The sequence below is a fragment of the Burkholderia sp. Bp9031 genome, assembly GCF_003857965.1.
In the GTDB taxonomy this organism is placed as follows: domain Bacteria; phylum Pseudomonadota; class Gammaproteobacteria; order Burkholderiales; family Burkholderiaceae; genus Burkholderia; species Burkholderia ambifaria_A.
On the sequence record NZ_QTPW01000016.1, the window covers coordinates 1 to 18,846 of the forward strand.

Genomic DNA, 18,846 nt, shown 5'->3' on the forward strand with positions numbered 1-18,846 from the left:
GCCGCGACCTTCGCGAGCGAGCCGCCGAATTTGCCGACCGCGGTCCGCGCGGCCGATACGATCACTACGTCCGTCATGTTCAGTTCCTGCATTGAAATCAATGGGTCGATCCGTATCGCGTGCCGGTGCCGGTGCCGGTGCGACTTGGCGCAGCCGACGGCGGCGCATGAGCGCCGCGCGGCCCGGGATGCGGCTGCACGCTCGCGCTCCTGCGCGCCGCACATCCGCATGTTCCGGCCGTACCCGGCACGCTGCGGCGAGCCGGACGTTCGCCGATCGCCACGCGGCACACGCGGCGGCCGGCGCCCGCCGGCGCCGTTCAATCGTGTCGCGCCTGCGCGCGACACGCGGTCATGCAGCCGATTCGCGCGAAGCGGTTTCCTTGCGTGCGGCGGCTGCCGTCTGCTTGGCACCGCGCGCCGTCGTTTCGCTGACCGCCTCGAAACCGCTTTGCGCAGCCTCGATCGCCTGCCCTGCCGCAGCGCGCACGGAGTCGGCCGCGGCGCTCGCCGCGGACAGCGCCGAGTTAAACGCAGCGACCACGGGGGCCGAACCGGCCGGCGCATGCTTCGTCAGCTCGCCGAACACGTCCTTCACGCGCTTGTCGGTCTGCTCGTACTGAGCCTGCGCGACCTTCGCCCATTCGGTCTGCGTCGACACCGCGATGTCGAACAGATGGCGACCGTACGCGACGGCCTTGCCGGCGGCTTCCTGCGGCGCAGTGACCTGCTGCGCGAAACCCGCGGCCGGGTTGCTCACGTTGAACGCGTTCTTCAGCTTGTCCTCGTACTCCTCGAGCGCCGTCTTGGCCGCTTGCAGGTTGAGTTCGACGACGGCCTCGAAACCGCTGATCGCCGGACGGGCAATCGCAAACCAGGCAGCGATTCCGGACTGATAATCGGCGGTGAGTTTTTCGGGGGCAAATACGGACATCGGCACGCTCCTGTTAGCAATGCGAGAGACGACAAAAAAATGGAAGCCAGTTCGACGGCCTGCTTCCTTATTGACATCCCGCAGACCCTATTGAATGCGAGAAGTTGAGGATAGCCATTCTAAATGGATTAATTGTCAATTAAATGGCATTAATCCTAGGTGAAAACCCTTATTGAACGAATTGACCGCTACTCCACGGAGGCCACACGCACTGGGGACCTTGCTGTAACGCCCTGTCCAGACATGGCTTTTACCTTTTTACAGCATGACCCGCCAACCCCCTGCAACATTTACCTCGTCATTATTCCCGTCATTAGAAAAGAGGTACGCATTGAAAAACGGAGCGGCCGCCGATGTAATCGTTTTTCCAGATTTATTTTGAAATCGTTACCGGGTTTATTAATGAACGATTCAATGATCGTATAAATTTCCGGATACGACGCCAACACTCTCACCCGACCAGCTCGCGATGCAGCGCGCGAAACTCCTGCGCGAGCTTGTGCGCCGGCTCGAGATGGATCACCGGCTTCGACTGCTGATGCGACTCGCGGATCTTCACCGACGCCGACAGCCGCGACGCCAGCACCGGCAGCCCTTCGTCGACGAGTTCGTCGACCAGCCGCTGCGGGAGGCTCGCGCGCGGCTGGAACTGGTTGATGACGATCCCTTCGACCTCGAGCGCCGCGTTGTGGTCCTGCTGGATTTCCTTCACGTTCTCGAGCAGCGTGTACAGTGCGCGACGCGAGAAGTCGTCGCAGTCGAACGGAATCAGGCAGCGCTCGACCGCGATCAGCGCCGAGCGCGTGTAGAAGTTCAGCGCGGGCGGCGTGTCGATGTAGACGGCGTCGTAGGCATCGAGCTCGTTCAGCGCATCGCGCAGCTTGTAGATCTTGTAGCGCGACTCGAGCTTGCCGTGCAGCGCGTCGAGGTCCGGATGCGCGGGCATCACGTCGAGCCCGTCGAACGGCGTCGGATGGATGAACGACTCGACGTCGACCGGCCGGAAGTTGAACGTCAGCGCGGTCTCGAAGAATTCGGCGGCGCCCGGATGCGCGTCGGTCGCGCGTTCCCCGAGCAGGTAGCGCGTGGAATTCGCCTGCGCGTCGAGGTCGATGACGAGCGTGCGCAGCCCTTCGCTCGCGCTGATTGCCGCCAGGTTGCAGACGATCGTCGACTTGCCCACGCCGCCCTTCTGGTTGAATACGACCCGCCGCATTGTGTCTCCTCACTCGAAAACGTCGAAACAAGAAGCTTAGCCGGTCAATAATGGCTGTCGCGTGACGCAGGTCGAATTGTGCGCAATTGGGCGCGATGTGTATCAACGGCGCATCACCGGCCCCGATACATACCGGTTGCCCGGCACGCTCCACCGCCACGGCAAATCCTTGCCGACGCGAATGCCGATGCGCGGCCCACCCGCCAGATCGGTGGGCGGCGCGACACCATCGTCGACGATCGCGAACCCTTCGTGCGCGCCGATCAGGTCGACACCATCCTGCGCGCCGGCGATCCCCATCGCCTGGGTCAGCCGCGCCGGCCCCCGGCACAGGTCGCGATCAAGCGTCTGCGGCGGCCGCGCCGCACGCATTTGTTCGAGCCCTAGCAGCGGCTCGAGCGCACGAATCAGCACGCCCGTTCCCGTGCCGTCCGGGCCGCACACGCAGTTGCAGCACCAGTGCATGCCATAGGTGAAATAGACGTACAGGTGCCCCGGCGGCCCGAACATCGTCGCATTGCGCTGCGTTTTGCCGCGATAGGTATGCGCAGCCGGGTCGATCGCGCCGGCATAGGCTTCCACTTCGACGATCCGTCCGGCCCGGCCGTCCGCGGCCGCGAGGACCTTGTTCAGCAGTTGCGGGGCGACGTCGGTGGCCACGCGGTTGAAGAACGCGCGCGGCAGCACGGTGCCCGGCCACCGAGGCGCGTTTTCATGGTGACGCATCCCGCCCCTCCAGTTGAAGACCGGACCCGGCCTTCGCCTGCAAACGAAGCTGACGGTATGCGTCGACCAGATCGTCGAGACCGAACGCGAGGTTTCTCCCGCTGGGATTGGGCAGCACCCAGACCCTCGCCCCCTGCATACGGGCCGGTTGCAGCCCCCACTCGACTTCTCGCTGCCCGGAAAGCACCGCGTACGCCGCCTTGCCGAGAAATGCGACGAAGCGCGGCCCGTAACGCCCCACCTTTTGGTCGAACGCCGCAGACGCAGCGAGGAATTCCGCGCGCGAAAGCTGATTGGCACTCGCGGTCGGCCGCTTCACCACCGCCGTCAGGCCGCAACCAAACCGGAGTATCGCGTGATCGTCCTGCGGCGAAATTTCCGCCGGCGTGAAGCCCGCGAGATGGATCACGCGCCAGAAGCGGTTGTTTCTCCCCGCGAAGTGATGCCCGGTCGCGGCCGCGGTCAGGCCAGGGTTGATCCCGCAGAACAGCACGTCGAGATTCGGAGCGATGAGGTCGGGAAGTTCGTCAGCCACGTTTTACCTGGCGCACAAGGAACATTGACGTAAACGGAAAAGGGCCCGAAGACCCGGGCCAAGCGGTCGGCTTGACTCGGACATTCAGGCCCATCGTGATGCTGGATGCCGACTTGCCGATCAGAACGGGATATCGTCGTCCATCTCGTCGAAGCCGCCACCTGCCGGCGCGCTCGGACGGCTCTGGCCGCCGCTTGCGCCACCGCGCGGTGCGCCGCCGGCACGACCGCCGCCACCGCCGCGCTCCATCTGTTCGCCGCCACGACCGCCGCCGCCACCAGCGTAGCCGCCGCCATAACCGCCTTCGTCACCGCCGCCACCGCCGCCGCCCGCACCACCGCGGCCGCCGAGCATCTGCATCTGGTCGGCGACGATTTCGGTCGAGTAGCGATCCTGGCCGTCCTGGCCCTGCCACTTGCGCGTGCGGATGCGGCCTTCGATATAGACCGACGACCCCTTCTTCAGGTATTCGCTGACGATTTCGGCGAGACGGCCGAAGAACGCGACGCGGTGCCACTCGGTCATTTCCTTGAAATCGCCGCTTGCCTTGTCCTTGTAGCGATCGGTCGTCGCGAGACGGATGTTCGCAACCGCGTCGCCGCTCGGCAGGTAACGGACTTCAGGATCGGCGCCGAGATTGCCGACGAGGATGACCTTGTTGACGGATGCCATGTGTTTCTCCAGTAAATTCGATGCCGGGCCGCCCGCGAATGTCGTCGGAGCGGCCCGCCGGACAGGCCGGCGAGCGCCGCCGGTGCCTGCCCGAAAAGAGGTTCAGGCCTTGCGCGGCGGCGCTTTCATGCTGGCCGCGATTATAAGCCACGCGGCAACGAGCCCCGAGCACGCATAGAAGACGGTGTTCGCGCCGCCGTGCTTCAGCAGCCAACCGCCCACGATGCCGCCGAGCGCGAGCCCGATCGATTGCGTGGTGTTGTAGACGCCCGTGGCCGCGCCCTTGCGCGAACCGGGCGCGAGCTTCGACACGAGCGACGGCTGCGACGCCTCCAGGATGTTGAAACCCAGGAAGTACACGAACAGGATCGCCGCCACAATGAGGATGGTATGCGGTGCGCTGCCGAGCAACAATTGGCCGATCAGGATAGCCAGAATGCCGCCGAGCAGCACCGGCTTCATCTTGCCCCGTTTTTCCGCGACGATGATCGCCGGGACCATCATCACGAACGCGAGCCCCATCACCGGCAGGTAGACCTTCCAGTGCGCGGCGACCGGCAGCCCGCCGTCGACCAGCAGGCGCGGCACGACGAGGAACAGCGCCGTCTGCGTCGCGTGCAGCACGAGCACGCCGAAGTTCAAACGCAGCAGCTCGCCGTTGTGCAGCACCTCGGCGAACGGCGCAGGCACGTGCACGGGCTTCGCCGCGTCGGGCACGATCCACACGACGACGCCGATCGCGAGGATCGACAACACGCCGACGATCGCGAACAGCCCGCTCATCCCGACCCAGTGGAACACGATCGGCGCGCCGACGATCGCGACCGCGAACGACACGCCGATCGAGCCGCCGACCATCGCCATCGCCTTCGTGCGGTTCTGCTCGGAGGTCAGGTCGGCGATGAACGCGAGCACCGCGGACGACACGGCACCCATCCCCTGGATCACGCGGCCGACGATGATCCACGTGATGTCGTGCGCGAACGCGGCGACGAAGCTGCCGAGCGCGAAGATCAGCAGGCCGGTGGCGATCACGGGCTTGCGCCCGAACTTGTCCGATGCCCATCCGTAGAAGATATACAGCAGCGACTGCGTGACGCCGTAGGCCCCGAGCGCGATGCCGACCAGCAGCACGTTGTCGCCGCCCGGGATGGTTTTCGCGTAGACCGAGAACACCGGCATGATCATGAACAGGCCGAGCATGCGCAGCGCGAAGATCGCCGCGAGCGACGTGGTCGCGCGCAATTCGGGCGCACTCATGCGGGAAGACGTGGCGGACGGATTGGACATCGGGAATGAATTTCGAATGATCGGAATGTCCGCCCGGCGGCGGGCGGCGGAAGATCAGGGCCACCGGCCCGGCACGCCTGGCAGGCGCTTTCCGGGGCCGCTTTCCGGGACGTCCCGAGGCAGCCCGCGGGCAGCCCGGAGCCGTGCGGCGCGGCCGCTTTCCCCGGCGTGGGCACCGCCTTGCTGCCAGCTGCTGCAAAGGCTGGGGCCCCCAACGACGGCCTCGAAAAGCCGTTATAGTAGCAGGTTTGGTTCCCTCCATTTTCGCCAGGTTCATGGAACAGATCCGTATCCGTGGGGCACGCACCCACAACCTGAAAAACGTCAATCTCGACCTGCCGCGCCACAAGCTGATCGTGATTACCGGGTTGTCCGGGTCGGGCAAGTCGTCGCTCGCGTTCGATACCCTTTACGCCGAGGGCCAGCGCCGCTATGTCGAAAGCCTGTCCGCGTACGCCCGCCAGTTCCTGCAGTTGATGGAGAAACCCGACGTCGACCTGATCGAGGGCCTGTCGCCCGCGATCTCGATCGAGCAGAAGGCGACGTCCCACAACCCGCGTTCGACCGTCGGCACGGTCACCGAAATCCACGACTACCTGCGACTTTTGTTCGCACGTGTCGGCACGCCCTACTGCCCCGACCACGACATCCCGCTCGAGGCGCAGAGCGTGTCGCAGATGGTCGACGCGGCGCTCGCGCTGCCCGAGGAAACCAAGCTGATGATCCTCGCGCCCGTCGTCGCGAACCGCAAGGGCGAGCACGCCGAGCTGTTCGAGGACATGCAGGCGCAGGGCTTCGTGCGCTTTCGCGTGCGCTCGGGCGGCGGCACCGCGAACGAAGGCGTCGCGAAGATCTACGAGGTCGAGTCGCTGCCGAAGCTCAAGAAGAACGACAAGCACACGATCGACGTCGTCGTCGACCGCCTGAAGGTGCGCCCGGACATGAAGCAGCGCCTCGCGGAATCGTTCGAGACCGCGCTGCGCCTCGCCGACGGCCGCGCGATCGCGCTCGAGATGGAGTCCGATCACGAGCACCTGTTCAGCTCGAAGTTCGCGTGCCCGATCTGCTCGTACTCGCTGCAGGAGCTCGAGCCGCGCCTGTTCTCGTTCAACAACCCGATGGGCGCGTGCCCGGAATGCGACGGCCTCGGCCAGATCACGTTCTTCGACCCGAAGCGGGTCGTCGCGCACCCGTCGCTGTCGCTCGCCGCGGGCGCCGTGAAGGGCTGGGACCGCCGCAACCAGTTCTACTTCCAGATGCTGCAGAGCCTCGCGGCGTTCTACGATTTCGACATCGACGCCGCGTTCGAGGATCTGCCGGAAAAGATCCGCAAGGTGCTGCTGTTCGGTTCGGGCAAGCAGACGATCCCGTTCTCGTACATCAACGAGCGCGGTCGCACGACGATCCGCGAGCACGTGTTCGAAGGGATCATCCCGAACCTCGAACGCCGTTACCGCGAGACCGATTCGGTCGCGGTGCGCGAGGAACTGTCGAAATACCAGAACAACCAGCCGTGCCCGTCGTGCGACGGCACGCGGCTGCGCCGCGAGGCGCGCCACGTGCGGGTCGGCACCGGCGACTACGCACGCGGCATCTATGAAATCAGCGGCTGGCCGCTGCGCGACGCGCTCGGCTATTTCGACGGGCTGACGCTCGACGGCGCGAAGCGCGAGATCGCCGACAAGGTGATCAAGGAAATCGTCGCGCGCCTGACCTTCCTGAACAACGTCGGCCTCGACTACCTGTCGCTCGAGCGCAGCGCCGAAACGCTGTCCGGCGGCGAGGCGCAGCGGATCCGGCTCGCGTCGCAGATCGGCTCGGGTCTGACCGGCGTGATGTACGTGCTCGACGAGCCGTCGATCGGCCTGCACCAGCGCGACAACGACCGCCTGATCGGCACGCTCAAGCACCTGCGCGACCTCGGCAACTCGGTGATCGTCGTCGAGCACGACGAGGACATGATCCGCACGGCCGACTACGTCGTCGACATGGGCCCCGGCGCGGGCGAGCACGGTGGCGTGATCGTGGCCGAAGGCACGCCGAAGCAGGTGCAGTCGAATCCGCAGTCGCTGACCGGCCAGTACCTGGTCGGCAAGCGAACGATCGAGTATCCGGACGAGCGGCTCGCGCCCGATCCCGAGCGGATGCTGCGCATCGTCGACGCGCACGGCAACAACCTGAAGCACGTCGATCTCGAGCTGCCGGTCGGCCTCTTGACCTGCATCACCGGCGTGTCGGGTTCCGGCAAGTCGACGCTGATCAACGACACGCTGTATCACGCAGTCGCACGCCACCTGTACGGCTCGTCGGCCGAACCGGCGCCGCACGAAGCGATCGAAGGCCTCGAGCACTTCGACAAGGTGATCAACGTCGACCAGTCGCCGATCGGCCGCACGCCGCGCTCGAACCCGGCTACCTACACGGGCCTGTTCACGCCGATCCGCGAGCTGTTCTCGGGCGTGCCGGCCGCGAAGGAGCGCGGCTACGATCCGGGCCGCTTCTCGTTCAACGTGAAGGGCGGCCGCTGCGAGTCGTGCCAGGGCGATGGCGTGCTGAAGGTCGAGATGCACTTCCTGCCTGACGTCTACGTGCCGTGCGACGTGTGCCACGGCAAGCGCTACAACCGCGAAACGCTCGAAGTGCAGTACAAGGGCAAGAACATCAGCGAAGTGCTCGACATGACCGTCGAGCACGCGTACGAATTCTTCAGCGCGGTGCCGGTGATCGCGCGCAAGCTGAAGACGCTGCTCGACGTCGGCCTCGGCTACATCCGCCTCGGCCAGTCGGCCACGACGCTGTCGGGCGGCGAGGCGCAGCGTGTGAAGCTGTCGCTGGAGCTGTCGAAGCGCGACACGGGCCGCACGCTGTACATCCTCGACGAGCCGACCACCGGCCTGCACTTCCACGACATCGCGCTGTTGCTGGAAGTGATCCACCGGCTGCGCGACCAGGGCAACACGGTCGTGATCATCGAGCACAACCTCGACGTGATCAAGACGGCCGACTGGGTGATCGACCTCGGCCCCGAGGGCGGTGCCGGCGGCGGGCAGATCATCGCGCAGGGCACGCCGGAGCAGGTCGCGAAGACCAAGGCGAGCTTCACCGGCAAGTACCTCGCTCCGCTGCTCAAGCGTCCGACCCGCAAGGCGGCGGCCGGCTGACAGCTTTCGTTCCCGCGCGCGGCTGCCGGCCGCGCGCCCCCGCCGCTCGCGGCGGCGCCGGTTTCCTCGTTTTCCCTTCTGCGGTTTTCCCCTCTACGTTTACACCACGAGCCAAACAGCCCCGTGGCGGACCATAATGGCAGCTATACTTTACGGTCGTAAGGTTCGCCATCCGCACCAACCCGGTGCGACGCCGGGCGACCGCCGTCCTGCCGCCCACCGCGCGGCACGACACACGAACGACAGGAATCCACGATGGAGAAGCAACAAGAGTCGCGCGACGCGCAGAACCGCGAGCCGCACCTGCGCAGCGTGCGGCTGACGAGCGACTTCAGCCTGCCGAAGCTGTCGGCGATCGAGATCGGCAGCTATCTGTTCGCCCTCATCGCGATGGTGCTCGTCATCGAACTCAAGCTGCTGGGCGGGCTGCTGGCCGGCATGCTGGTCTATCAGCTGATCCACACGATCGCCCCGGTGATCGAACGCCACACGACGAGCATGCGCGCGCGCTGGGTCGCCGTCGTGCTGCTGTCGATTGCGATCGTCGGCGGGCTCACGGGCCTGACGATCGGCATCATCGAACACTTCGAGCACACGGTGCCGAACCTGCAGAGCCTGCTCGACCAGCTGATGCAGATCGTCGAGCAGACCCGCGCGCGCACGCCTTCCTGGATCGCGAACCTGCTGCCCGTCGACGTCGAACAGATGAAATCCAAGGCGGCGCTGCTGATGCACTCGCACATGGATCAGCTCCAGCAAGGCGGCAAGAGCGTCGCGCGCGGCTTCGGCCATGTGCTGTTCGGGATGATCATCGGCGCGATGATCGCGATCGGCGTCGAGCACGGCAAGGTGCGCCGGCCGCTGTCGACCGCGCTCGTCACGCGCGTGTCGCGCTTCGCCGAGTCGTTCCGCCGGATCGTGTTCGCGCAGATCAAGATCTCGGCGATCAACGCGGCCTTCACCGGCATCTACCTGCTCGTCGCGCTGCCGCTCTTCCACCAGCGGCTGCCGCTGTCGAAGACCCTCGTGCTCGTCACGTTCATCGTCGGGCTGCTGCCGGTGATCGGCAACCTGATTTCGAACACGCTGATCGTCGCGGTGTCGCTGTCGGTCAGCATGGGCACGGCGATCGCATCGCTTGCGTTCCTCGTCGTGATCCACAAGCTCGAATACTTCCTGAACGCGAAGATCATCGGCGGCCAGATCGAGTCGCGCGCGTGGGAGCTGCTGCTCGCGATGCTGATCATGGAAGCCGCGTTCGGGCTGCCGGGCGTGATCGCCGCGCCGATCTTCTATGCATACCTGAAGCGCGAGTTGTACATGCTGCGGCTGATCTGACGGCCGCGCCCCCGCCCTGCCCGTCACACGCATCACGCGATAAAAAAACGCCGCGCCCCGTGAAGGGCGCGGCGTTCTTGTTTGCAGCAATCGACGGCCGGCACAGGCCGACCGACGCAACCCGCGGATCAGCGGAACACGACGGTCTTCGTCCCGTTCAGCACGATCCGGTGCTCGACGTGCCACTTCACCGCGCGCGCGAGCGTCACGCACTCGACGTCGCGGCCGATCGCCGTGAGCTGGTCGGGCGTCATGCTGTGGTCGACGCGCTCGACTTCCTGCTCGATGATCGGGCCTTCGTCGAGGTCGGTCGTCACATAGTGCGCGGTCGCGCCGATCAGCTTCACGCCGCGGTCGAACGCCTGGTAGTACGGCTTCGCGCCCTTGAAGCTCGGCAGGAACGAATGGTGGATGTTGATCGCGCGGCCGGCGAGCTGCTCGCACATGTTCGGCGACAGGATCTGCATGTAGCGCGCGAGCACGACGAGATCGGCCTGGTGTTCGTCGATCACGCCCAGCACGCGCGCTTCCTGCGCGGCCTTCGCCGCATCGGACGACCCGCCGACGAGCGGAAAGTGATGGAACGGGATGTTGTAGCTCGCGGCGAGCTGGTAGAACTCCTTGTGGTTCGACACGATCGCCGGGATCTCGATCGGCAGCTGGCCGGTGCGATAGCGGAACAGCAGGTCGTTCAGGCAATGGCCGATCTTCGACACCATGATCACGACGCGCGGCTTCACCGCCGCGTCGTGCATTTCCCAGCGCATCGCGAACTGCTCGGCGAGCGGCGCGAATTCCTTGCGAAGCGTGTCGAGCGCCGACGCGGCATCCGCGCCGTCGGCATCCTGCTCGAAGTGCACGCGCATGAAAAACTCGCTGGTGCGGCTGTCGCCGAACTGCGCCGAGTCGAGGATGTTGTTGCTGCGCTCGAACAGGAAGCCCGAGACCGCGTGAACGATGCCGTGCCGGTCGGGGCACGACAGTTTCAAGATAAAGCTGTGATCGGTCGACATGACCGCTACTCCCTTCGTTTCGGTATTCGTCAAATAGGCCGTTCAGCGCGTTACGCGGCCGGCGCGAACAGCGCGTCGATGCCCGCGGCTTCCGCCGCCGCGAGCCAGCGGTGGCGCAGCAGCGTGTCGAGCATCGCGAGGCTCGCATCCATCGTCGCGCGGCCTTCGCGCAGCCAGCCGATCACCTCGGGCACGCCGGCCAGCAGGTGCTCGGCCACTTCGCCGTCCTGGTTGTGCGGCGCGAAGTCGCGCGGCAGCGGCAGGTCGTACACGAAGATCAGTTCGGACTGAGTGCCTTCCGGCAGCGAGCACAGCACCTGCACCGCCCGGCCCGCGATCGCGCGCGCCGCCAGGTCGTCCGGCATGCCGGCCTCTTCCCAGCACTCCTTCGTGAGCGTCTCGTGAACGCCCAAGCCCCAGCCGATGCCGCCTGCGACGACGTTGTCGAGCATGCCGGGGTCGGTGGCCTTGGTCACGCTGCGGCGGCCGAGCCACATCTGCGGCACGGCGGGCGAACCCGGCGCAGCCGCATATTCTACGATGCCGTTCAGGTGCACCGCATAAGTCTGCGTGCCGAAGAAGCGCGACGCGGCGCGCTCGATATACGCGAGCGGCGGATCGTCGAAGCGGTTGCGGATCGCATAAATCTCGTCGCGCCAGCCGGGAATCGCACCTTCGGCCGCCAGCGCGCCGATCGCGCTCGCGAGCGCCATGCTGCGCGCGTCGACCGTGTCGTAGCGCGCCGACAGCACGACACGCTCGTCCGTCAGCTCGAACACGTCGGGCCAGCGGGCGAGCTTCGCGACGTCCTGGCGACGCACCCAGCCGACCTGCTCGCCGGCGATCTCGAAACGCAGGTGCGCGGCCGGATCGAAGCGGCGCGCGGCCGCAATGCACGGAAACGTCATCGGGTTCAGTCCTTCAGCGCCACGCGGATGCCGATCGCGATGAAGGTCGCACCGGCAATCCGGTCGAGCCACACGCCGGCCTTCGGGCGGCGCTTCAGCCATGCGCCGATCGCGCCCGCGCCGATGCCGAACAGCGAGAAGATCGCGGCCGTCTGCAGCATGAACAGCGCGCCGAGTTCGAACATCTGCAGCGTCACGCCCTGCACGCCGTGCGGATCGACGAACTGCGGCAGGAACACGACGAAGAACAGCGTGACCTTCGGGTTCATCAGGTTGCCGATCACGCTCTGCCGGAAGATCGCGCCAAGCGGCTGCGGCTCACGCGCATGCGCATTCGCAAGACCCTGGCTGCGCAGCGCCTTGATGCCGATCCACACGAGGTACGCGGCGCCCGCGAGCTTCAGCGCCTGGAACGCGACCGGCGACGAACGCAGCACGGCCGCGACGCCGAGCGCCGCGAGCGTCGTATGGAACAGGATCCCGGCCGTGAAGCCGAGCGCGGCGACGAAGCCGGCCGCGCGGCCCTGCGAGATGCCGCGCGCGAGCACCTGCAGGTTGTCGGGACCCGGCGCGAACGTGATCGCGATCGACGTGGCGAGAAACAGCATGAAGTTGGGCATCGTGACCTCGCGGCGAGGGCCGGCGTTCAGTGGTTCAGTGGCCGGAGAATTCGGTGACGGTATAGACGGGCAGCCCCGCGTTGCGCAGCAGCGCCGAGCCGCCGAGATCGGGCAGGTCGATGATCGCCGCGCCTTCGACGACGACCGCGCCGAGCCGCTGCAGCAGGTTGCGCCCCGCCATCATCGTGCCGCCGGTTGCGATCAGGTCGTCCATGATGATCACGCGGTCGCCGGGGCGGCACGCGTCTTCGTGGATCTCGACCGTCGCGCTGCCGTATTCGAGGTCGTACGATTCCGAGCGCGTCTTGTACGGCAGCTTGCCGACCTTGCGGATCGGCACGAAGCCGACGCTCAGCTCGTACGCGACGATCGGCGCGATGATGAAGCCGCGCGCGTCGAGCCCCGCGACGTAGTCGAGCTTCGCATCGACATAGCGTTCGACGAACAGGTCGACCAGGATGCGCAGCGCCTTCGGGCTCTGCAGCAGCGTCGTGATGTCGCGGAACATCACGCCCGACTGCGGCCAGTCGGGCACGGTGCGGATCTGGCTGTGAATGAAGGCGACCGGATCGAGCGGTGCGCCCGACGACGAATGCGGCATGAAACTCTCCGAAAAAAACGGTGCGCGAAGATCGGGCACCGTTTCGAATAAATACGGGTCAGGTTATCGAATCGCGACTCAGGCGACCGCGGCCGGCGGCTCGCGCCGATGGCGCGACAGCCGCTCCTCCGCAAGCGCGAGCGCTTCGGGCAGCCCGCGCAGCACGACGATGTCGCTCGCGCGCAGCTTGGTCTGCGGATCGGGTTCGACGCCGCGGATCCCGTGCCGGCGGATCGCCGTGACTTCCAGCCCGAGCGCATACAGCCCGAGCTCCTCCAGCGAGCGCCCGACCGCGTCCGCGCGCGCGTCGACCGGCACCGATTGTAGCCGCACCTGCTCGTGATCGTCGTCGTCCGCATCGTCCGCGCCGCGGAAATAGCCGCGCAGCAGGCTGTAGCGCTCGTCGCGCATCTCCTCGACGCGCCGCACGACCTTGCGCATCGGCACGCCGACCAGCACCAGCGTGTGCGACGCGAGCATCAGGCTGCCCTCGACGATTTCCGGGATCACCTCGGTCGCGCCGGCCGCGAGCAACTTCTCGAGATCGGCGTCGTCGACCGTGCGCACGATCGCCGGCAGCGTCGGCTCCAGCTCGTGCACGTGGTGCAGCACGCGCAGCGCCGACGGCGTGTTCGCATACGTGATCGCGACAGCCGCCGCGCGATGGATACCGGCCGCGAGCAGCGACTCGCGCCGCGCCGCATCGCCGAACACGACCGATTCGCCGGCCGTCGCGGCCGCGCTCACGCGATCGGGGTCGAGGTCGAGCGCGACGTACGAAATGCCTTCCTGCTCGAGCATGCGCGCCAGGTTCTGCCCCGCGCGGCCGTAGCCGCAGATGATCACGTGGCCGCGCTGCTTGAGGCTTTGCGTCGCGATCCGCGTCATCTGCAGCGACTGCTGCATCCATTCCGTCGACGACAGCCGCATCACGATCCGGTCGGCGTTCTGGATCAGGAACGGCGCGGCGAGCATCGACAGCAGCATCGACGCGAGGATCGCCTGCAGCAGCGTCGAATCGACGAGATGCCGGTCGAGGATCAGGTTCAGCAGCACGAAGCCGAACTCGCCGGCCTGCGCGAGCCCGATGCCGGTGCGCATCGCGACGCCCGGCGTTGCGCCGAACAGGCGCGCGAGCCCGGCGATCATCGTCCCCTTGAACAGGATCTGCCCGACGAAGAAGCCGAGCACGAGCAACGGGTGCTCCCAGATCACGCGCGGATCGAGCAGCATCCCCGTCGTCACGAAGAACAGCCCGAGCAGCACGTCGCGAAACGGCTTGATGTCCTCTTCCACCTGGTGACGGAACGGCGTCTCGGAGATCAGCATCCCTGCGATGAACGCGCCGAGCGCGAGCGACAGGCCGAAGCGGTCGGTGATGAACGCGGCGCCGAGCGTGACGAGCAGCAGGTTCAGCACGAACAGCTCCTGCGAGCGGCGCCGCGCGACGACGTTGAGCCAGCGCGTCATGAAGCGCTGGCCGACGATCAGCAGCAGCGCGAGCGCGATCACGATCTTGACCGCCGCAAAGCCGAGCGTGATCGCGAGATCCTTCGACGACTCGGCACCGAACGCGGCGATCACGATCAGGAGCGGCACCACCGCAAGATCCTGGAACAGCAGCACGCCGAAGATGTTGCGGCCGTGCGCGGTCTCGATCTCGAGCCGCTCGGCGAGCATCTTCGACACGATCGCCGTCGACGACATCGCGAGCGCGCCGCCGAGCGCGACGCTGCCCTGCCACGTGATGTGCATCCAGCGCTCGAACAGCGCGCCGAGCACGACCGCGAGCACGAGTGTCGCGACCACCTGCAGCAGCCCGAGCCCGAACACGAGCCGCTGCATCGCCCTCAGCTTCGCGAGCGAGAACTCGAGGCCGATCGAGAACATCAGGAACACCACGCCGAATTCCGCAAGATGCTCGGCCCGCTCGAGGTCCGCGGCGATGCCGAACGCGTGCGGGCCGACCAGGATGCCGACGGTCAGGTAGCCGAGCATCGGCGGCAGGTTCAACGAGCGAAATACGACGACGCCCACCACCGAGGCCAGCAGCAGCAGCAGGGTCATTTCGAGCGGGGAAATCACGGGCGAAGCGTCCTCGTTCGTCGGGGCCACGGCAATGCGGGCGCGGGTGGTGGCGATGGACAGGCGTCCTCGGACGAGTCCGAGAGCCCGGCGCGGCGAACAAACGCCTTTGCTATACTCCGCGCATGATAGCGAAAATCAATGATGATCGGGCGCTCGCGCTCGCCCGCGACGTGCTCGACATCGAGGCGGACGCCGTGCGCGCGCTGCGCGACCAGCTCGACGGCGACTTCGTCCAGGCCGTCGCGCTGCTGCTCGGCTGCCGCGGCCGCGTCGTGGTATCGGGCATCGGCAAATCGGGGCACATCGCCCGCAAGATCGCGGCCACGCTCGCGAGCACCGGCACGCCGGCCTTCTTCGTCCACCCGGCCGAGGCCAGCCACGGCGACCTCGGCATGGTTACGTCGGACGACGTCTTCATCGGCATCTCCTATTCAGGCGAGTCGGAAGAACTCGTCGCGATCCTGCCGCTCGTCAAGCGGATCGGCGCAAAGCTGATCGCGATCACGGGCCGTGCCGAATCGAGCCTCGGCACGCTCGCCGACGTGAACCTGAACGCCGCGGTGTCGAAGGAAGCGTGCCCCCTGAACCTCGCGCCCACCGCGAGCACGACCGCCGCGCTCGCGCTCGGCGACGCGCTTGCGATCGCCGTGCTCGACGCTCGCGGCTTCGGTTCGGAAGATTTCGCGCGCTCGCACCCGGGCGGTGCACTCGGCCGACGCCTGCTCACCTACGTGCGCGACGTGATGCGCTCGGGCGACGACGTCCCGTCCGTCGGGCTCGACGCAACGCTGTCTGACGCGCTGTTTCAGATCACCGCGAAGCGCCTCGGCATGACCGCCGTGGTCGACGCCGACGGCAAGGTCGTCGGCATCTTCACGGACGGCGACCTGCGCCGCGTGCTCGCACGCGACGGCGACTTCCGCACCTTGTCGATCACCGAAGTGATGACGCGCGACCCACGCACGATCGCACCGGATCACCTGGCGGTCGAGGCCGTGGAACTGATGGAGCGCCACCGGATCAACCAGATGCTGGTCGTCGATGCCGACGGCGCGCTGATCGGCGCGCTGAACATGCACGACCTGTTTTCGAAGAAGGTGATCTGATGAGTGCAGCGCTGACTGCGGCCGAACGCGCAAGCCGCGTGAAGCTGATGATTTTCGACGTCGACGGCGTACTGACCGACGGCGGCCTGCTGTTTACCGCGGCCGGCGACGCGATGAAGTCGTTCAATTCGCTCGACGGCCATGGCGTGAAGCTGCTCGGCGAAGCCGGCATCGCGACCGCGATCATCACCGGCCGCCGCTCGGAGATCGTCGCGGCGCGCGCGAAGGAAATGAAGATCGCGCACCTGTTCCAGGGCGTCGAGAACAAGCTCACGGTGTTCGCCGACCTGATCGCGTCACTCGGCATCGGCGCCGACGCCTGCGGCTACATGGGTGACGACTGGCCCGACCTGCCGGTGATGCTGCGCTGCGGCTTCGCGACTGCGCCGGCCAACGCGCACCCCGAAGTGATCGCCCGCGCGCACTGGGTGGCCGAGGCCCGCGGCGGCCAGGGCGCCGTGCGCGAAGTCTGCGACGCGATCCTGCGCGCGCAGCGCCGCTACGATGCGCTGCTCGCGGCTGCCTGCGGAGCCTGACGGATGAACACGCATTTCCGCTGGACCCAGCTGCTGCCGCTCATCGCGGTCGCCGCGCTCGCGGGCATCACGTGGTGGCTGCTGCAGGCGACGCTGCCGCCGCCCGGCGAAGGCACCGTGCAGCCGAAACGCCATACGCCCGACTATTTCGCGGACAACTTCTCGGTCACCGAGCTCGACCAGTCGGGCACGACCCAGTACCGGCTGACGGCCGCGAAACTGGTCCACTACGAAGACACGGAAAACAGCGACCTGACCGATCCGGCCATGCGCGCATTCCAGCCCGGCAAACCGGTCGTCACGACCACCGCGAAGCGCGGCACCGTCAACGGCGACGTGTCGATCGTCGATTTGTACGACGACGCGCGCATCCTGCGCGTGGCCGGCGGCGGCGATCCGCAGATGCAGGCCGATTCCCAGCATTTCCGGATCTTCGTCAATGACGATGTGATCCAGACCGAAAAGCCGGTTAAACTTCAGCGCGGCCTGTCGCTCGTCAACGCGACCGACGGCATGAAGTACAACAACGTCACCCGGGTCATCGAGCTTTACGGCAACGTGCGCGGCACGATCGCCGCGGCGGACACGTCCGGCGGCTCGAAAGGTCAATCCAGGTGACGCATCCCTCACGTGACTGCATGAACGAACCGTTCCCTCGACAGAATTCCGGCGGCGCTGCGCGCGCCGTCCGCGCCGCGCTCGCCGCGACGCTCGTGGCGCTCCCGCTCGTCGGGCTGGCGCCGCTCGCCCATGCCGAGAAGGCCGACCAGAACAAGCCGATCAACGTCGAGGCGGACAACCTGACCTATGACGACCTGAAGCAGGTGACGGTCGCGACCGGCAACGTCGTGATCACGAAGGGCACGATCATCATCAAGGGCGATCGCGTCGAAGTGCGCCAGGATCCGGAAGGCTACCAGTACGCAACGTCGTTCGGCAGCGGCAAGAAGCACGCGACGTTCCGCCAGAAGCGCGAAGGTCTCGACGAATACATCGACGGCGACGCCGAGCGCATCGACTACGACGGCAAGCAGGACCTGACGACGCTGACCACCGCCGCGACCGTGCGCCGCCTGCAGGGCACGTCGACCGTCGCCGACACCGTGCACGGCAGCGTGATCACGTACGACGGCCAGCGCGACTTCTACACCGCGAAGGGCGGCAAGGACGTCGCGGCGCCGGGCAACCCGAACGGCCGCGTGCGCGCGATGCTCTCGCCGAAGAACGGCGGCCCCGGGCAGTTGAACGGCGCGCCGGCGAAGCTGTCGCCGTCGACCACGATCCAGGGAGCGCCGGGCCAATGAACGCGCTACCGAACCGCCAGCCGGCCGGCACGACGAGCTCGCTCGTCGTCCGCAACCTGAAGAAACGCTATGGCTCGCGCACGGTCGTCAAGGACGTGTCGCTCGACGTGAAGAGCGGCGAAGTCGTCGGCCTGCTCGGCCCGAACGGCGCCGGCAAGACGACGTCGTTCTACATGATCGTCGGCCTCGTGCCGCTCGACGCGGGCGAGATCTCGCTGAACGGCAGCTCGATCAGCCTGCTGCCGATCCACAAGCGTGCATCGCTCGGCCTGTCGTACCTGCCGCAGGAAGCGTCAGTGTTCCGCAAGCTGACCGTCGAGGAAAACATCCGCGCGGTGCTCGAACTGCAGCACGGCGAAGACGGCAAGCGGCTGTCGAAGGACGCGATCGCGTCGCGCACCGAGGCGCTGCTCGACGAGCTGCAGATCGGCCATCTGCGCGAGAACCCGGCGCTGTCGCTGTCGGGCGGCGAACGCCGTCGCGTCGAGATCGCGCGTGCGCTCGCGACCAACCCGAACTTCATCCTGCTCGATGAACCGTTCGCCGGCGTCGACCCGATCGCAGTGCTCGAGATCCAGAAGATCGTCAAGTTCCTGAAGCAGCGCAACATCGGCGTGTTGATAACCGATCACAACGTCCGCGAAACGCTCGGCATCTGCGACCACGCATACATCATCAGCGACGGCTCGGTGCTTGCCGCCGGCGCGCCGAGCGACATCATCGAAAACGAAAGCGTGCGCCGCGTGTACCTCGGCGAACACTTCCGCATGTAACGTCCCCCTGTGGCTGGCTGCACCCC

The 18,846-nt window shown here is 66.6% G+C and carries 18 protein-coding genes and 1 pseudogene; 7 read left to right on the forward strand and 12 right to left on the reverse strand.

Features of this window, described 5'->3' with window-relative positions; all coding sequences use genetic code 11:
• The 7 genes and pseudogenes from DIE15_RS20730 to DIE15_RS20760 all read right to left on the reverse strand — a co-directional run.
• A pseudogene (locus DIE15_RS20730) lies at positions 1 to 224 on the reverse strand (hypothetical protein); the annotation flags it as partial.
• A gap of 127 nt (positions 225 to 351) precedes the next feature.
• Positions 352 to 933, reverse strand: a complete 582-nt coding sequence (gene phaP, locus DIE15_RS20735) for a TIGR01841 family phasin (protein ID WP_057926543.1) — start codon at positions 931 to 933, stop codon at positions 352 to 354.
• 451 nt (positions 934 to 1,384) lie between these two features.
• A complete protein-coding gene (locus DIE15_RS20740) occupies positions 1,385 to 2,149 on the reverse strand; it encodes a ParA family protein (protein WP_057926542.1) in 765 nt (254 codons plus the stop codon).
• 102 nt (positions 2,150 to 2,251) lie between these two features.
• The gene (locus DIE15_RS20745; protein ID WP_057926541.1) at positions 2,252 to 2,875 is read right to left on the reverse strand and encodes a DNA-3-methyladenine glycosylase; all 624 of its coding nucleotides are present in this window, start codon (positions 2,873 to 2,875) and stop codon (positions 2,252 to 2,254) included.
• Entirely contained in the window at positions 2,862 to 3,410 is a 549-nt protein-coding gene (gene mug, locus DIE15_RS20750) for a G/U mismatch-specific DNA glycosylase (RefSeq protein ID WP_057926540.1), read from the reverse strand. The genes DIE15_RS20745 and mug overlap by 14 nt, the downstream gene beginning before the upstream one ends.
• Before the next feature lie 120 nt (positions 3,411 to 3,530).
• Entirely contained in the window at positions 3,531 to 4,082 is a 552-nt protein-coding gene (locus tag DIE15_RS20755; RefSeq protein WP_124834240.1) for a single-stranded DNA-binding protein, read from the reverse strand.
• Between the two features lie 102 nt (positions 4,083 to 4,184).
• Positions 4,185 to 5,372 carry an MFS transporter gene (locus tag DIE15_RS20760; RefSeq protein ID WP_057926538.1) on the reverse strand — a complete coding sequence of 396 codons (1,188 nt, stop codon included), beginning with the start codon at positions 5,370 to 5,372 and terminating at the stop codon, positions 4,185 to 4,187.
• 275 nt (positions 5,373 to 5,647) lie between these two features.
• On the opposite strand from DIE15_RS20760, the gene uvrA reads away from it, so the two are divergent.
• Together uvrA and DIE15_RS20775 are read left to right on the forward strand one after the other, a co-directional pair.
• Entirely contained in the window at positions 5,648 to 8,533 is a 2,886-nt protein-coding gene (gene uvrA / locus DIE15_RS20770) for an excinuclease ABC subunit UvrA (RefSeq protein WP_057926537.1), read from the forward strand.
• A 255-nt stretch (positions 8,534 to 8,788) separates the two neighbouring features.
• Complete coding sequence (locus tag DIE15_RS20775; RefSeq protein WP_057926536.1) at positions 8,789 to 9,871, forward strand: AI-2E family transporter; 1,083 nt, start codon at positions 8,789 to 8,791, stop codon at positions 9,869 to 9,871.
• Positions 9,872 to 9,999: 128 nt separating this feature from the next.
• Here DIE15_RS20775 and purU read toward each other — a convergent pair whose 3' ends face one another.
• From purU to DIE15_RS20800, 5 genes are all read right to left on the reverse strand, one after another.
• Positions 10,000 to 10,884, reverse strand: a complete 885-nt coding sequence (gene purU / locus DIE15_RS20780; RefSeq protein ID WP_057926535.1) for a formyltetrahydrofolate deformylase — start codon at positions 10,882 to 10,884, stop codon at positions 10,000 to 10,002.
• A 50-nt stretch (positions 10,885 to 10,934) separates the two neighbouring features.
• Positions 10,935 to 11,792, reverse strand: coding sequence for a DUF4743 domain-containing protein (locus DIE15_RS20785; RefSeq protein ID WP_124834241.1), 858 nt, complete (start codon positions 11,790 to 11,792; stop codon positions 10,935 to 10,937).
• Positions 11,793 to 11,797: 5 nt separating this feature from the next.
• The gene (locus tag DIE15_RS20790; RefSeq protein WP_057926533.1) at positions 11,798 to 12,412 is read right to left on the reverse strand and encodes a LysE family translocator; all 615 of its coding nucleotides are present in this window, start codon (positions 12,410 to 12,412) and stop codon (positions 11,798 to 11,800) included.
• A 34-nt stretch (positions 12,413 to 12,446) separates the two neighbouring features.
• Positions 12,447 to 13,013 (reverse strand): adenine phosphoribosyltransferase, encoded by a 567-nt coding sequence (locus DIE15_RS20795; RefSeq protein ID WP_124834242.1) that lies wholly within the window; start codon positions 13,011 to 13,013, stop codon positions 12,447 to 12,449.
• 78 nt (positions 13,014 to 13,091) lie between these two features.
• On the reverse strand, positions 13,092 to 15,098 hold the full coding sequence (locus tag DIE15_RS20800; protein ID WP_057926673.1) for a monovalent cation:proton antiporter family protein: 2,007 nt from the start codon (positions 15,096 to 15,098) through the stop codon (positions 13,092 to 13,094).
• Positions 15,099 to 15,223: 125 nt separating this feature from the next.
• Between DIE15_RS20800 and kdsD the strand changes: the two genes are divergently transcribed.
• From kdsD to lptB, 5 genes are read left to right on the forward strand one after another with little or no spacing between them, the layout of a single operon-like run.
• Positions 15,224 to 16,207: an arabinose 5-phosphate isomerase KdsD gene (gene kdsD / locus DIE15_RS20805; protein WP_057926532.1), complete on the forward strand. Its 984-nt coding sequence runs from the start codon at positions 15,224 to 15,226 to the stop codon at positions 16,205 to 16,207.
• Positions 16,207 to 16,743 (forward strand): HAD family hydrolase, encoded by a 537-nt coding sequence (locus tag DIE15_RS20810; protein WP_124834243.1) that lies wholly within the window; start codon positions 16,207 to 16,209, stop codon positions 16,741 to 16,743. The genes kdsD and DIE15_RS20810 overlap by 1 nt, the downstream gene beginning before the upstream one ends.
• 3 nt (positions 16,744 to 16,746) lie before the next feature.
• Positions 16,747 to 17,361, forward strand: coding sequence for an LPS export ABC transporter periplasmic protein LptC (gene lptC, locus DIE15_RS20815; protein WP_057926530.1), 615 nt, complete (start codon positions 16,747 to 16,749; stop codon positions 17,359 to 17,361).
• Between the two features lie 20 nt (positions 17,362 to 17,381).
• Positions 17,382 to 18,047 carry a lipopolysaccharide transport periplasmic protein LptA gene (gene lptA / locus DIE15_RS20820; protein ID WP_057926529.1) on the forward strand — a complete coding sequence of 222 codons (666 nt, stop codon included), beginning with the start codon at positions 17,382 to 17,384 and terminating at the stop codon, positions 18,045 to 18,047.
• Positions 18,044 to 18,820, forward strand: a complete 777-nt coding sequence (lptB, locus tag DIE15_RS20825) for an LPS export ABC transporter ATP-binding protein (RefSeq protein WP_039321689.1) — start codon at positions 18,044 to 18,046, stop codon at positions 18,818 to 18,820. Before lptA ends, lptB begins: the two co-directional genes overlap by 4 nt.
• Positions 18,821 to 18,846: the final 26 nt, after the last annotated feature.